General features: G+C 58.5%; 9 protein-coding genes and 3 tRNA genes. 4 read left to right on the plus strand and 8 right to left on the minus strand.

The annotated features are described in order from the left end of the window. Positions 1–10: 10 nt before the first annotated feature. Positions 11–2,884, minus strand: a complete 2,874-nt coding sequence (locus tag ABKF58_RS10220) for a hypothetical protein (RefSeq protein ID WP_482584358.1) — start codon at positions 2,882–2,884, stop codon at positions 11–13. A 718-nt stretch (positions 2,885–3,602) separates the two neighbouring features. On the opposite strand from ABKF58_RS10220, the gene ABKF58_RS10225 reads away from it, so the two are divergent. From ABKF58_RS10225 to ABKF58_RS10235, 3 genes are all read left to right on the plus strand, one after another. Beyond that, positions 3,603–4,325 carry a DsbC family protein gene (locus ABKF58_RS10225; protein WP_482584314.1) on the plus strand — a complete coding sequence of 241 codons (723 nt, stop codon included), beginning with the start codon at positions 3,603–3,605 and terminating at the stop codon, positions 4,323–4,325. A 587-nt stretch (positions 4,326–4,912) separates the two neighbouring features. After that, complete coding sequence (locus tag ABKF58_RS10230; protein ID WP_482584315.1) at positions 4,913–5,647, plus strand: hypothetical protein; 735 nt, start codon at positions 4,913–4,915, stop codon at positions 5,645–5,647. Beyond that, positions 5,644–6,666, plus strand: coding sequence for an NEW3 domain-containing protein (locus tag ABKF58_RS10235; RefSeq protein WP_482584316.1), 1,023 nt, complete (start codon positions 5,644–5,646; stop codon positions 6,664–6,666). Before ABKF58_RS10230 ends, ABKF58_RS10235 begins: the two co-directional genes overlap by 4 nt. Before the next feature lie 123 nt (positions 6,667–6,789). Here ABKF58_RS10235 and ABKF58_RS10240 read toward each other — a convergent pair whose 3' ends face one another. The 7 genes from ABKF58_RS10240 to ABKF58_RS10270 form a co-directional block, all read right to left on the minus strand. Beyond that, complete coding sequence (locus tag ABKF58_RS10240) at positions 6,790–8,670, minus strand: hypothetical protein (protein ID WP_482584317.1); 1,881 nt, start codon at positions 8,668–8,670, stop codon at positions 6,790–6,792. A gap of 351 nt (positions 8,671–9,021) precedes the next feature. Next, positions 9,022–9,681 carry a lytic transglycosylase domain-containing protein gene (locus ABKF58_RS10245; protein WP_482584318.1) on the minus strand — a complete coding sequence of 220 codons (660 nt, stop codon included), beginning with the start codon at positions 9,679–9,681 and terminating at the stop codon, positions 9,022–9,024. A gap of 64 nt (positions 9,682–9,745) precedes the next feature. Continuing rightward, on the minus strand, positions 9,746–10,135 hold the full coding sequence (locus ABKF58_RS10250) for a general secretion pathway protein GspB (protein ID WP_482584319.1): 390 nt from the start codon (positions 10,133–10,135) through the stop codon (positions 9,746–9,748). A gap of 424 nt (positions 10,136–10,559) precedes the next feature. Continuing rightward, complete coding sequence (locus tag ABKF58_RS10255) at positions 10,560–12,221, minus strand: ExeA family protein (protein ID WP_482584320.1); 1,662 nt, start codon at positions 12,219–12,221, stop codon at positions 10,560–10,562. A gap of 208 nt (positions 12,222–12,429) precedes the next feature. Beyond that, positions 12,430–12,516, minus strand: a tRNA-Leu gene (locus ABKF58_RS10260). Between the two features lie 60 nt (positions 12,517–12,576). Next, positions 12,577–12,663 (minus strand) — tRNA-Leu (locus tag ABKF58_RS10265). A gap of 53 nt (positions 12,664–12,716) precedes the next feature. After that, positions 12,717–12,803, minus strand: a tRNA-Leu gene (locus ABKF58_RS10270). Between the two features lie 70 nt (positions 12,804–12,873). On the opposite strand from ABKF58_RS10270, the gene rnr reads away from it, so the two are divergent. After that, positions 12,874–15,099 (plus strand): ribonuclease R, encoded by a 2,226-nt coding sequence (rnr, locus tag ABKF58_RS10275; RefSeq protein ID WP_482584359.1) that lies wholly within the window; start codon positions 12,874–12,876, stop codon positions 15,097–15,099. The last annotated feature ends 154 nt before the right edge of the window (positions 15,100–15,253 follow it).

The following is a 15,253-nucleotide window of genomic DNA, read 5'->3' on the forward strand; positions in this document are numbered from 1 at the left end:
CTGCCATCCCTTATTGGCAAGCACTTGGCAGGTTGTTGTTGTAAGCGTCCAGCTTGGAGGCCAGATTGTTGGCGGTGGTTGCATCCGCCTTGGTCAGGTTGCTGTACGAGCCGGTGCCATTAAAGCCGTACTTCACTAGCAGGGCGTTCGCCTGAGTAATGGCAGAGCTCACTGCCGGGCAAATCGCCGCACCTGCCGTGACGTTCAGTTCAGCGGCCAGAAGCTGGGCTGCCAAACCGTACAGCGGATTGCTTGCCATCTTCTTGCCCGTCAAGATGTCGGACTTGTTGAGCAGCAAGACTGCATAGCAAACATCAGTGCTGGAACCATCCAGGTACAGGGTACCAACCTGTTCGCCCGGAGGCGTTGCCAAGGCCAGGGTCTGGTCAAGTACCGGAGCTTGTTTCCCGTTGCTTTGCTTGCAAGAGGAGGCTGTCCAGTTTTTCCAGAAGCCGATGGTCCGAGCGTTACCTCCCGGAGGCGGCGTGTTGTCTACCGCGAACGACTTGGTTTCACCTGCCGCTACCGTAAAGTCGGTGCACAGCACGCTGTTATCACCATCCGGGTTGAACACCGTATAGGCGCTGCTCAGCGAGGTCTGCCATCCCGGCAGTACCGCTTCGCAAAGCTGGTAGTGCGTACCCGGAACCAGCAGGGTGCTGAAGGTGAACGTGCCATTATTGGCGGCATTGGCGGTGGCCGTTTCCAGCGTAGTCCCGGCTTGCGTCGTGCTGGCTCCCTGTCTCAACTGGAAGTCAAACGACTCCGTGCCTGTCAGCGCCGCGCCACTCTGCGTCTTGACAACGGTTGCTTTGCCAAGCTTGGTGTTGTGGAACGAGCACTGGAACAGCTTGCCTGCGTCAGCTGGGTAATTCACCGCGAAGCTGCAGATGGTGGTGGTGGCACCGTCATTCGGTGTCGCACTATCCAACTGCCAACCGCTCTTCAGCGTTTCCGTCATGGTGAACGTGCCTTCTTGCAGGGCACCACCAATGTCCACATAGCCCGCGCCGGCATTGGCCGTAGCTTGGATTCCGGCTGGCGGAAGTCCCGGCCCTTGCAGGGTGAAGGTCCAGGTGAAATCCGGATCGCCAGACTGCAATAGCGGATCGGTTATTTTCTGAACCTGTGCGGATGCCGGGCCAGCCAGTAGCTGATCATTGTACTTAACTGTACCCGAGCAGTTGGGCAATGTGAGGTCCTGGGTCTTCGTTGTACCCGATGGATCCGATAGGCCGATGACTTGGCCGGTATTGGAGCCAGCCGGCGTGAACGTCGCCGATTGTTCCACCACCGTGTAGTTATCCGGCACCAGACCTGTCAGGGTCGACGTCAGTTCGGTGGCACCTCCTCCAGTGAACGAGATGGTTACGTCTTCTCCATACGTGCTGTCATTGGCTCGCGAGACATGGAACAGAATGTCAAGTTTGTCACCCGCAAACAGGAACGTTGGATTGGAGTTATCGATCACCTTGTCAATTGTCAGCGCAACAGAAGCCGACGAGGAAATATTGACATTGAGCGGACCGGCGGTCGCCAAGGTGACATTATTGTCACCCGTCAGAGTGGCCGAGTCACTCAATACGCCACTGGTGACCTGCAGGCTTGCCAGGTAGATCGTCTTGTTGAAGCTCACCGAACCGCTATCCGTCTGGGCACCCGAACTCCACCCTACCGGACCGACCGTGTGAGTGCCGGCAATATATCCACCCGTGAAGCTGCCAACCGATGGTGTCGCTACCGAGAACGTCAGACCGGTGCCCGTAATGGACTCGGTATCGGTAATGCTGACCGTCGAGTTGTTGATGGTCCCTGCTGTGATCTGTGCCTTGGCCGTCGCACTGGTGTTTCCCGGTACGGTAATACCCGTATCCTTGTCGGTATACGTGGCCGTGGCTACATCGTTGAGGAAGTCACCGATATTGCCGTCCGAGGATGGCAGCGTGACTGTGTGGGTGAACACATGCGAGGAGTTCGCGGGCACGTCAAACGATCCGAGGTTGGCGGTGTCCAGTGCTACCGACTGTGTCGTACCCTGGTAGATCGTGTCGCTTACTGCCACGGTAATGGTGCGCGATGCGGGGTTGGTGGCCGTAATGTTGGCCGTCACCGAGATCGTTCCCGGAATGATGCTGACTTTTGTCCAGGTCACGGTAATCGTGACCGGTTTTTCAAGCGGCGCATCTTTCACGCAAACATCGCCGAACGAGACTTCCGCCGGGTTGGCTTCTTTTTTCAGGCTCCACGCCTGGTCGCCACCCTGTGCCGCACTCATGTTCTTGTCCAGCTTCTGCGGCAGGATTTCCTTCACCGGGATGGAAACATCGCGGCAACCAAGCCCAGAGCAATCAACAGTGGATGCTCCGGTCTGGAGTGCGAGGTTCGAGTGAAGCGACGATCCCGGGAACAAATGGGAACCCAGTGCCAGGCGCTCATGATAGTCATACACGCAGGTCGTGTTCTGGGCCTGATTGATGGTGAGCAGGCGATAGATCGACGCGGTAAGTCCACCCAGTCCCGGGGACATTTGCGTTTGAGGACCGACGGTGGGGGCGGTACACGAGGCGCTAGACAACGCGGTATTCAGCACGGGGACTGAAATGACGTCATAGCCCAAGGCGGTTCCGCTCAGGTTGTCGGCCACTACGGCAATGGTATAGCTCTGGTTTGATGGTGCCGAATTGCCAGCAGCCGCTGTCACGCGGTGCGGAACCAGGTCCAGCTCATTCCAGCCCTTGCCAAGGTTGCCCGTGGTATAGGCCGCATCAGGGCAAACAAAGGGGCCTCCAGGTGGGAAGGTGATGGAGCCGTCGTTGCGGCAGCCTTCCAGTGTGAAATTGACATGGCTCGGATCAGCCGCGAACGCAGGGCTCGCACCGAGCACCAGAAGCAAGGTAGTGAGTAGCAGTCTGAAAAACGTTAGAAAAGGTCGTTTGTCGCCACCCGGCGTCATCGCCGTGGCGGATGAGTGCGTTCTGGGAGCTTTCCGGCGTCTCCCGAAACAATTGGAGTCCATTTTTCTACCTCCTCTGATTGCTCAAAGGCGGTTCCTGCCAAGGAATCGCACGCTTGATTCCCCTATGACCAGCGACAATATCGCCAGGATGTTTTATTGATGTTACTTCTTATCGGGTTATTCCCTCATTCGGCACTGAACAAGTTGTCCTGCGCAATGGACCGATGGGGCATAGGCTTATTGGCGGGTGCAGCGGTACATACCGATAGGCTTGCCTCCAGCGTAAGAGAAAGACACACAGTAAATATTAGGAGGTGGTTTCGAAAGATTCAACGTCATGTTTAAAATATAATGTTGGCAACTATCGGAAATAAACATCCATATAGGTGAATAGCCACGCTGCTGATGGGAGGTTTTTTGTTCGCAGGTGATAGAAAATTGCGAGCGTGGTGACCGGCGAAAAGACGGCAGCTGGATCGCCCGTTATGCCAAAAGCAATGTCGCTCGGCAACCCTCACCCGTTTGTGCCCCGGGTTTTTCGATGCGCCGGGTTATTTGTACGATGAATTCTGGACATCATTTCCCCCCTTGAACTATATCTAGTTTTACTTGTTCCGTATTTTTGGGAAAAAAAGGGAAGAGGGTCATGAAGAAGCACTTATTGCTGAGCGCGGTCATTGCGATGGTAGGGATAGCAAATGGAGCCTGGGCCGATGAGAAATCGGTCAGGTCTTTATTCGAGCAGCGCTTTCCCGGAGCCAAGGCCGAGTCGGTAACGAAAGAACCGCTCTCGGGGTTGTACGAGATATTTATGGGCGGGCAGGTGCTCTATGCCGATGAAGGGGTCAATTACGTCATCCAGGGCAGCCTGGTCAACGCCAAGACCCGCCAGAACCTGACCGCAGAGCGGCTGAAGAAACTCACCGAAATGCCCTTCGACAAACTGCCTTTCGATCAAGCCATCAAGATCGTGAAAGGCAACGGGACACGCAAGCTGGCTGTCTTCGAAGACCCGGATTGCCCATTCTGCAAACAACTCGAGACCGAGCTGCGCAAGGTCGACGACGTGACGCTCTACGTTTTCCTCTACCCGCTGGAACAGCTGCACCCGGGCTCCACCACCAAATCCATGAAGATATGGTGCGCGCCGGATCGGGCCAAAGCCTGGCTGGGCGCCATGCAGGATGGGACTGTCCCTGAAGGAAAAGGGGAGTGTGAAAATCCCGTCGCTAAACTGGCCGAATTCGGCCGCTCCCGTCGCATTACCGGTACACCGACGATGATTTTTGAAAACGGCACCCGTGTCGCCGGTGCTGTTCCTGCCGGAAGGATTGAGCAATTGCTGGGTGAGAACGTCGCCAAGCAATAATCCTGCTCAGATTTTTCACGTGAAAACCCCTTGGTTCGCCAAGGGGTATTTTTATTTAATGCTCAATGGTTTTTACCAGGAGTGTTTTTTTACTAAATTGTTATGTTAATAACATATTAATTGATATGTAAATACAGCAATTGGATCACTGGTTTTTGTGGGAGTGACGAGCTTACGTGATAAAAATATGATTTTTTGTTCTTTTTGTGGTTTGTTCCATTCAAATGTCTTGTTTTTGCCGGCTCCATGATAGTCGATTGCCATTTGTGGCTGACGGTGTATAGTGAGCCTGCCAATGTTAAGCAAACATAGGAAACATTCACCGCTGACGGCGCCGAAAAAAAGAGCGCCTTGTCGTGGAAGGTTATTGGGTACCAAAAACAATAAATGGTTATCACGATAATAAAAATGGCAAAACAAAAAAGGGTTTATTGTTATTGCGATAGGGGCATTTTTTTATCCTGATAGCCTTGGCGAAATGACCGGTCAGGTTGCGGTGGGGTTTCCTTTAATGAAGAAAGGAATCTCATGCTTCGCCATTCAGGGGGATTATCCGGCCAGCGCGTCGGCCTGCACTACATCCTGATGTGTTGCTGGCTGACGCTGCTTTTTTTGCCTCCCCCAGCTTTGCCCAATCTACGGCTGGCTTGAAAAACAGCCCTCAGGCCTCCTCCTCCGCGCAGTCAGTCCAACTCCAGGGTACCCTGGAGGTTCTGCACTCAGATGATCTCAAGAACAAGAAGAGCCATAACCGCTACTTCCTGAAAACAGATGCGGGCGTACGCTACGAGATTCAGTTCAAGAAGGGCCATCCTCGAAATGCCCCGGGCAGCAAGGTTCGGGTCACGGGCACACAGAGCGGCAACACCATTATGCTGGAGTCGACGGGCACGACCAGCTACCAGGTGCTCGCTGCCCCCGCATCCGGTTTGAACGCGCTGGGCGAACAAAAGACCGCGGTACTTCTGGTCAATTTCCAGGACCAGCCCACCAATAAGCCTTGGACGCTCGCCGACTGGAACAGCTTTGTCTTCGGTACCGCCAGTGGCACGGTCAACAACTTCTATCTGGAAAACTCCTACCAGCAGACCTGGTTTGCCGGCAACGTATACGGCTGGTACACGCTGCCGATCAACAGCACGGATGCCTGCAACACCGACAACATCGCGGCAGCGGCCAAAACGGCGGCCAGCGCCGCCGGGGTCGACCTTTCCGGCTACGCTCACTTGGTCTATGTCTTTCCCAATACCAGTAGTTGTTCCTGGGGGGCTTGTCGTCGGTCGGCACTGTTCCGTCCCAATCCTTCATCAATGGCTTCATGAAGCTGGATGTGGTTGGCCACGAACTCGGTCATGCGCTCGGCTTGTGGCACTCGCACGGGCTCGATTGCGATGTAAGCCCCACGGGAAACAGTTGCAGCTACATCGAGTATGGCGACCATGTCGATCTCATGGGATGGCAAACCGGGCACTTCAACGCCTTCCAAAAAGAAAGACTGGGCTGGCTGAACTACAACGTGTCGCCACCTATTGCCACGGTGCAAAGCAGCGGCAGTTACGTGATCGAGCCTATGGAGAGTGCGGGTGGGGGCAACCCCAAGGGGCTGAAGATTCTCAAGAGCACCGATCCCACTAGCGGTGCCAAGACCTGGTATTACCTGGAATACCGCCAGCCGATCGGGGTCGATTATTACTTCAGCACCAACAGCATTTACCAGCCGGCCAATATTTTCGGTGGTGTTCTGGTGCGTACCGGAACGGATGGCGATGCCTCGAGCAGTTTCGCCCTCGACATGACTCCCGGCAGCCTTTCCTCCCCTACTGGAGCCGATCTGGCGGATCCTGCATTGGTGGTGGGACAAAGCTATACGGATGCCTCTGCCGGGGTGACAATTACCCCCACTTGGGCCAATGGCACCGGCATCGGCGTCGATGTGACGTTTGCCAAAACGGCATGTACTCGAGCCAATCCCTCGGTGACGATATCCCCCGCTCAGAGTTCCTCCGTCCTCGCGGGGACGGCGGTGACCTACACCGTGGCGGTCACCAACAACGACAGCAGCGGTTGTAGCGCCTCCACCTTCAACCTGCAGGGGACCGTGCCCAGCGGCTGGAGTGGCACCTGGGCCGCCGCCAGTCTGAACATCGGCCCGGGCAGTGTGTCTTCGACCACTTATACCGTCACCTCGTCCTCCTCGGCGGTCGCGGGCACCTACAGCATTGCCGGGACAGCAACCAACACGGCGGCGACGGCCTACAGCGGTAGCGGCTCGGCCAGCTACGTCATCGGCACCTCGTCGACCACCACGACCACGACCAAAGGCAAGGGTCGTACTAAGTAAGATAGAAGATTCGGGCTGCCGCCTCTTTGCGGCACGGCAGGTCGATTTGTCGTAGGTATGAAAAAGGGCGATGAGTCTTGCGACTCATCGCCCTCGTTTTTCCTGGTTCTCAGGAGGAGGCGCTTACTGTGGTGTCTTGCCACACTGCGAGTCGGTCAGGCAGTCGATGACATCCGGGATGCCGTCAACATCTGCGTCGCAGAGGTAGCAGGTGGCGGTTGCCGGGCCGGCGGTGAACGTCCCTTTGATGCTGCCCGTACCGGTGACGCTTGCTCCATCGGAGAAGGCGGCAGTGGACGGCGGGTTCGCCAGATCGGTGTTGGTCGGGTTGTAGCTACCGGTGAAGCAGGCCGTCTCGTTCGGCGACAGCACCAGGTCTGGGGTCTGCAGCGCGGCCAGTGTCGAGCAGTCGACCTGGGTAAAGCTGCTGACCTTGGTATCCGTCGGCGTGGAGATGGTGACCAGTTCATTGGAGGTGCTCGGGTTGGTAACGGTTACCTCAACGTTAGCCTTCAGTGCTATCAGCGAGTTGGTGCCGGCAACCAGTTGCATGCCTTTGCAAACCTTGGTGATTTGCAGGTCGGCCTGGACTGTGGCTTGGCAGGCGGTGGCGCTGGCGCTGCTCACGACGGCATCTTTCTGGATATCGCTCAAGCCTGCCGACGAACCGGCCACGGCATGGATCGAATCCTGGAAGCTGTTCAGCGCACCCGTGCACGAAACCCCGACAATCACGCTGTCGTTCGGGCCCAGAGAACTGGCCACTTTGACCAGGTTACCCGATTCGAGCTGGGTATTGACGACAGACGTATCCACCACTGCCGTACCCGTGCCAGTGACACTGCTGATCTTGCAAGTCTCGCCGGTCTGCCCAAAGTTGTAGGTCTCTTTGAAGCTGGCGTCATAGACCGTGCCGGAAGCACTGTCGTTGGCGATGGTCACTGTGAACCCGCTGGTAAAGGTGGTGAAGTCGCTATTCACCGTAGCGGCAGAGCAAGTCTTCGACGCGGCGATGCTGCAGTTCGAGAAGTTGCCCAGTGTAAAGTCGAAGATGGTCGCGCCGAGCGACGTCGAGGAACGGGTATCGGCCAGGTAACGGTTGAAGCACCCGGAGATGCCCGCCGAGGTCAGGTCGATGCCGCCTTCGAAGAACTCGCCGATGTCCAGGTCCTTGGAGCTGGTGTAGTCCGTGCTGCTAGGGTTGGACTGTTTGGTTTTCACCAGCCAGGGCACGTCCGGAGAGGTGCCGTCGCCGTTGAGCACGGCCCCGTTGACCTTGGCGCAAACGTCGAAAGCGGTACCGTCGCATTCACCGCCCGAAGCCACCGGGGTCGGGCCCAGCGAGCCATCGGCCCCGCCGTTCCAGCGGTAGGCATTGATCGTGCTAACGCGGCCGCCGTTGGTGAATTCGGAAACGATCAGGATGTCGCCGTCCGTGTGAGTGCCCGTGAAGTTGGTCGTGCCGTTGCCTACGGGGCAGCTGACGGTCGGATCCTTGAGGAACCAGAAACCGACGTCCTTGGTGCCGTCGTTGGACGCCACATCCAGGCCAAAGTAGACAAACAGGTGCGGTTTCCCGTCCGACGTCCCGACTGTTTTGGTGTACGCAACGGCGTAGGCGTTGTTGATATCCACCTTGTCGTTGACGTTGTTGGTCTTCTTGCACTGCCAGCCCGGGGTGATGTTCAGCGTGTCCTTACTCCCGGTGGCGTAGAGGCTGTTGTCGGCAGTGGTTGCCGGAAAGAAATCGACAAGGAAGCTGGCCGAAGTGAAGCCGGCCGGCAAGGGCGACTTGGCGGTGGCTCCCGCGCTCGGGGCAAGCCCCGTGAAAATATCCGACCAGTCGGGTTTTCCGGCGGGGCCGCCGGTGCTGGAAAGGATGTCGCCATCAAGCTGGAAGTTGTCGGCCGGGTTGTCAGCCAACGCTGGCGCCGTGCCCGCTAGTGAGAAGGCCGCTCCCATCAACAGCGTTCCCAGCAGCTTCTTGAAACAATGTGTACCCACGATACACCTCCTTTGAAACACTCAAAGGCGGTTCCTCCCTAAAGGAATCGCACGCAAGATCCCCTACTTTTGCCAAATTTCCACCAAAGCTATCTATCTTCGTTATTTTTGTTCGCACGATAAATCGCCAAACGACACGCGGGGGTTTCTGCTTCGCTCGCGAGCAAGGCGCTATGCCGGCATGGGGGGAGGCTTGGATGCTTCCTATGCCATGCGGGCAAGCCACATGCTTAATGCTAGTATTCTCTAACAAGTAATTCAAAAAAATATTTAAAATATGAGCGTGGCAATACGGCGGCGGAATACTGCTGATGCTGGCATTTTCGGGGTGGGAACGTCGCTTAAAGCGTGTCAGGGTTGCTGTTGATTGCGAGCCAAGCCGCTCATGACGCGAGGGACATAATTCAGGGTTTCCTTATACGGCGGAATGGTATTGCCATAGCGGGCGACGGCTTGCTCGCCGGCATTGTAGGCCGCCAGCGTCAGCTTCAGGTCGTTGTCGAAGCGGCTCATCAGGTCGCGCAGGTACTGCGCTCCGCCGCGAATGTTCTGCGCCGGGTCGTAGGGGTCGGCCACGCCATAACGGCGTGCCGTCGCCGGCATCAGCTGCATCAGGCCGATGGCGCCCTTGGGGGATACCGCGCTCGGGTTGTAGCCCGACTCGACGGCGATGACGGCGTGCAGCAGTGCGGCGTCCATGTTCAGGGCGCGGGCGGTGTCATCGATCAGGCCGGCGACGCGGGCACGCAGCTGCGGGTCGATGGCAGGCGCCGGTCGGGCGGAACGCTCGCCTGCCGGCGCCGAGCTGTCGGCCGTGGCCGGGGCCTCCTTCGGTGTGCGCATGAGCAGAGCGTAACGCTTGTCCTGTGGCACGTTGCTGAAGTGCAGCGTGCCGTCGGCATCCTTGAAGGCATAGATGTCGGCCCACGCGCCGTTTGTCAGGAGGAGCGCCGGCAACAGCACGGCCAGGCGAGCCGCCAAGCGCGGTGAAAGAGTAAAACGGGCGTTCATGGTGATTCCTCTGCTGCATCGGAGACTGATCAAGAAGCTCAGTCCGGTGTGCGGCTTGTCGTTGTCAATACATCCCGGTACGGAAGCGATATCCCTTGTAATTCAATATGATGCCGTCTGGCAAGATACTTTCCAGCTTGATGCCGGCGGCGACTTCATCGCCGGCCCGTCGCGCCCGGTCATTGATGATGGCCATGCGCTCATTGTCGTCGGCCGAGTACGAGGCTCCGGAGACCGTCACATTCTTCTCCACCTCCTTGCGCAGCTCCGCCGGCAGCTCGCCGAAATCGATGACCCGGTTGCTGCGCTTGAGGTTGGCCGAAGGAGCGGGGTCGGCTGCTGCAGGGGCTGGCGTCGCGGTGGCCGCCTCCGTGGCAGCGGGTTGCGCTGGAACTGGGGTCTCGGCATGGTGCCGCGCTTCAGTGGAGGGCTTTTCGCGCCGGATCTTGGCCACGGAGGGGAGGGGGAGGGCTTGGCTGGACGGCTGCTGGGGGGCGATTTTTTCTCCGCTGTCGTGGCGGGCAGAGGGGGCGTCTGGCTGGTCGGGGCCGCCTGGTCCAATTCCTGCCGTGGCGGGACCGCACGGCCGTCCTGATTTCCCCGCCAGGCCTGGCTTTTCGCTAAGGCCGGCGCATCGGCCTGGGGGCGTGAAGCCTGGGCCAACTGATTTGCCGCTGGTGGGCGCATCATGAGCAGGGCGCCACCGGCCAGCAGGCCTCCGCCCAGCAGCGCCAGCAGCGCCAGATTGGGCCAGCGCCTGTGTGGGCCGGTGGTCGCAATGGTCCCGGTCACGTGGACCGAATTGAGGGTGGGCGCTGCGGAGCGCTGCCGTTCCTGATCGGCCTTCAGCAAGGCGTCGAGAATGTATGACATGGTGGCTACCCCTTCATCCCTGGATTTTTCGTGGCCATGCCAAGCAGGCGCGGAGAGGTCGTATCGCTGTTGCGGGTCAGGCGGATCAGCGTGTGCGGCCCGACAATGCCGTCGCTCGGCAAACCATCCGCGCGCTGGAAACGCATCACCTGTTCCTCCAGTCGGGCATCGAACACCGGGTTCTTGGCTGTGGCCGCCAAAGGTTCCAGAGGTTGGCCGAACTGATGGTTCAACCAGGACACCATCAATCCCCGGCTGCCGCGCGCCAGTGGTGCCCGGTAGTTGGGCGGCGCCTTCCATAACAGCGTGTAGCGACCACTCCAGAGTTGGCTCAGGGCAGAAACCGGCAGCGTGAACGTCTGCGTGCCGGAGATCAGGACGGCGTGGTCGTCCTGCAAGGTGGAAAGCAAGAGGTACCCCGTGCGCCCATCCGGCAGGCGCAGCTGCAGCACGGCCGGCCTGTCGAGGCGGCGCAATTGCTCCAGGTCGCCGGACTCGCTCAGACAGTGCAACCCGAACGCCTCCGCCTGCAGGCAGGTACTGGCCTCGTCGTCGACGGGCAAGCGGATGCCCCAGCGTGCCAGCAGAGCCCGGTAAGCCAGGCTCACTCCGTCCGGGCCTGCGCTCTGCGCGATAACGGCCGGGGTCGATACGGCCGAGGTGTCCGTGCCCATGGCACGGGCCGACGAGATGGCCGGAGCGGCGTGTTTGGCGAGGGACGGTTTCAGGCCCGGACGCGATGGAACAGGGCGGTTTGGGGCAAAGGGCTCTGCGTAATAAAACAAGGCCGTCGCGAGGGTGGTGGCACTGAGCAAGGCCCCCAGGCCAATCACCAGTTTCTGCCACGACCGGGGCGCGCTCTGGCCGTACACCTCCTTGGCCGCTTGACGCAGGATCTCGCGGTCGACTTCATCCTTGCCCTGCACGTAGGCACCGAGCAGGGCGCGGTCGCACAGAATGTTCAGCTTGCGCGGTATCCCGCTGCTCAGGCGAAACAGCAGGCGGCTGAGTGAGGGGGAAAACAAGGCGCGCCGGCTCCCCGCGACATCCAGCCGATGGTGGACGTAAGCGGTGATTTCCTCGGGCTGCAGTGGTCCGAGGTGGTAGCGGGCGACGATGCGTTGCGAGAGCTGCTGCAATTCCGGCCGCGCCAGTTTGTCGCGCAACTCGGGCTGGCCCAGCAGGATGATGTGCAGCAGCTTGCGCTGGTTGGTTTCAAGATTGGTCAGCAGCCTGATCTGCTCCAGCACGTCGCTGTCCAGGTTCTGTGCCTCGTCGATGATGAGGAGGGTGGTCCGCCCCTGGGCATGGGCCGCCAACAGATGGTCGTTGATGCTGTCGGTAAAGGCCTTGTTGCTGGTGTGGTCGGGCGGGGCGGGAATGTGGAGCTCTTCGCAGATCGTCGACAGCAGCTCGAGCACGTTCAGCTTCGGGTTGAAGATGAAGGCGACGTCGCAATTGTCAGGCAATTGCTGCAGGAAGCAGCGGCAGATGGTGGTCTTGCCGGTCCCGATCTCGCCGGTCAGCAGCACAAACCCGCCGTCCCCTCCGATGCCGTACATCAGATGGGCGAGCGCTTCGCGATGCCGCTGGCTCATGAAGAGGAAGCGCGGATCCGGCGCGATCGAGAACGGCGGATCGGCCAAGCCATAGTGGTTCGTGTACATGGCGCTGCCTATAATGGCGTTGTACTCAACGACTTGCTTGAAAAAATTATAGTAAGCGCTTTAGAGTGTGCTAGTCGGAACGACTGTTTTTTTTGTTTGGAATAGGCGCTGAGCAACAGCGATCGCGGTGCGCGGAGCTTGGACCGGCCGATAGGGGAGAGGGGCGGAAAAACAAAAAGCCGTTGAGTTGAACTCAACGGCTTTTGTCTGGTGCCCAGGAGAAGACTCGAACTTCCACAGTGTTGCCACCGCTAGGACCTGAACCTAGTGCGTCTACCAATTCCGCCACCTGGGCATAAAACTTTAAATTGTAACTACAGACCGGCTATGCTTAGCCCATCTTCAAACTATTCCGTGGTGCCCAGGAGAAGACTCGAACTTCCACAGTGTTGCCACCGCTAGGACCTGAACCTAGTGCGTCTACCAATTCCGCCACCTGGGCACGGAGTATAAATTGTATTACATCACATCACTTGCTACGGCATCAGCGTTTGCTGGTGCCCAGGAGAAGACTCGAACTTCCACAGTGTTGCCACCGCTAGGACCTGAACCTAGTGCGTCTACCAATTCCGCCACCTGGGCATCGCTTTGCTGTATCATCTGCGCCACAGCAGTGCTGCGATGAGATGCGAATTATAAGGAGCCTCCAGAAATTGTCAATGCCTTCGAAACAAAAAAACAGAAAAATGCTTCCCTGCGTTTGCAGGATCCCCATCTTGAGCGGGAAAAACTCAAGTATGACAATCCCTTGCCGAGCCGGGAGTTCGTCATTCAGCTGCTCACCGAACAGGGTGTGCCTCTATGGCAGGACGAGCTCGCCCAGATGCTCGACATCAAAAAGGATGAGTTTCGCTACTTCGAACGTCGCCTGCAGGCCATGGAGCGTTCCGGCGAGATCATCATCAATCGCAAGGGCGCCATCTGCGTTGCCGAGAAACTGGAACTGATCAAGTGCAAGGTATCCGGCCATCGCGACGGTTACGGCTTCGCCATTCCTGAAGAAGCCGGCGTCGAAGACGTCTTTCTGTCCGAGCGCGAAATGCACAAGGTGCTGCATGGCGACCGGGTCATGGTCAGCATCACCGGTACCGACAAGCGTGGTCGTAACGAAGGCCGCATCGTCGAAGTGCTGGAGCGGGCGGTCCAGAAGCTGGTCGGGCGCATCTACCTGTCGCGCGGCGTGTGGCTGGTGGTGGCGGAAGACAAGCGCATCAATCAGGACATCCTCATCGAACCAGGTGGCGAAGGCGGCGCGCAGCACGGCCAGGTGGTGATCGTCGAAATTTCATCGCAACCGGACAGCTATCGTCAGCCCATCGGCCGGGTGGTGGACATCCTCGGCAACTACGCCGACCCCGGCATGGAAATCGAGATCGCGTTGCGTCAGCACGATCTGCCTCACGTCTTCTCGGACGCGGCGGTCGAGCAGGCCCAGGAGACGCCGAAGAAGGTACGCAAGAGCGATCACAAGGGCCGGGAAGACCTGCGCGAGCTGCCGCTGGTCACCATCGACAGCGAAACCGCGCGCGACTTCGACGACGCCGTCTTCGCCGAGCGGGTCGACAACGGCTACCGTCTGGTGGTGGCGATCGCCGACGTCAGCCATTACGTCATGCCGGGGGACGCGCTGGATCAAGATGCCGTAGAGCGAGGGACCTCGGTCTATTTCCCGCGCCGCGTCATTCCGATGCTGCCGGAAGCCCTCTCTAATGGTATCTGTTCGCTCAACCCCGACGTCGAGCGTCTTTGCATGGTCTGCGACATGCAGATCAGCACCAAAGGCGAGGTCAAACAATATCGTTTCTACCCGGCGGTGATGCAGTCCAAGGCGCGTCTCACCTATAACGCCGTGTGGGATTGGTTGCAGCATGGCTCCGATCACCCGATGTTGCCCAACCTGCAAACCCTGTACAGCCTCTTCAAAGTGCTGCTGGCAGCGAGGGAAGAGCGCGGAGCCATCGAGTTCGACAGCACCGAAACCCAGATGGTGTTCAATGAGAGCGGCAAGATCGACAAGATCGTACCGGTGGTGCGCAACGACGCCCATCGCCTGATCGAAGAGTGCATGCTCGCTGCCAACGTCTGCGCGGCCGATTTCCTGCTCAAGCACGAGCATCCCTGCCTGTTCCGCGTGCACGAAGGGCCGACGCCGGAAAAACTGGAAAACCTCAACACCTATCTCAAGCTGGTGGGGCTGGCGTTGGGCGGGGGCGAAACCCCGACCGCCAAGGATTACGCCAAGTTGGCCGAACAGATCCACGGCCGCCCGGATGCCCCGGTATTGCAGACCATGCTGCTGCGCTCCATGCAGCAGGCGCTCTACAGTCCGGACAATATCGGTCACTTCGGTCTGGCCTATGACGCCTATACCCACTTCACCTCGCCGATCCGCCGCTATCCCGATCTGCTGGTGCATCGCTCCATCAAGGCGGTGCTAGCCGGACGTCACTACAAGGCGGGTAAATGGTCGCAACTGGGTGAGCACTGTTCCATGACCGAACGTCGTGCCGACGATGCCAGTCGCGATGTGGAGTCCTGGCTCAAGACCTACTACATGCGCGACAAGATCGGTGAGGTGTTCACCGGGGAAATCAGTGCGGTCACCAGCTTTGGCGTATTTGTGTTGCTCGACGGTATCTATGTAGAGGGCCTGCTGCACATCTCCGAACTCGGCAAGGACTATTTCCACTACCGCAAGGACATCCAGGCCATCATTGGCGAGAAGAGCGGGGCTCGCTACCAGTTGGGCAGCCGCTTGACCGTCAAGGTGGTACGCGCCGACCTGGAAAGCAGTCGCATCGATTTCGTGCTGGTGCCGGAGTTCGAAGCGGCTGCCGAAGCCAAACCGGCGGCAAAGAAAAAGCGCAAAGTCAGCTAAATACGGCCCGATTTCTGGGTCCATAAAAGGGTTGGCTTCGGCCAACCCTTTTTGTTTTTGTGTGGGTTTTGCTTGTGCATCAATGACTTGCGATCTTCGTGCCGATTTTCTGTCATTTTTCTGCAAAAAGGCGTTGACGGTGTGGGGGTCGGGG

This window comes from Pseudogulbenkiania sp. AW2-16 (assembly GCF_056824575.1).

Bases quoted from the DNA above. Each gene is read 5' to 3' on its own strand.
- ABKF58_RS10245 (WP_482584318.1), bottom strand. From the start codon at position 9,681: ATGAACGCCCGTTTTACTCTTTCACCGCGCTTGGCGGCTCGCCTGGCC.
- ABKF58_RS10225 (WP_482584314.1), top strand. From the start codon at position 3,603: ATGAAGAAGCACTTATTGCTGAGCGCGGTCATTGCGATGGTAGGGATA.
- ABKF58_RS10235 (WP_482584316.1), top strand. From the start codon at position 5,644: ATGAAGCTGGATGTGGTTGGCCACGAACTCGGTCATGCGCTCGGCTTG.
- ABKF58_RS10255 (WP_482584320.1), bottom strand. From the start codon at position 12,221: ATGTACACGAACCACTATGGCTTGGCCGATCCGCCGTTCTCGATCGCG.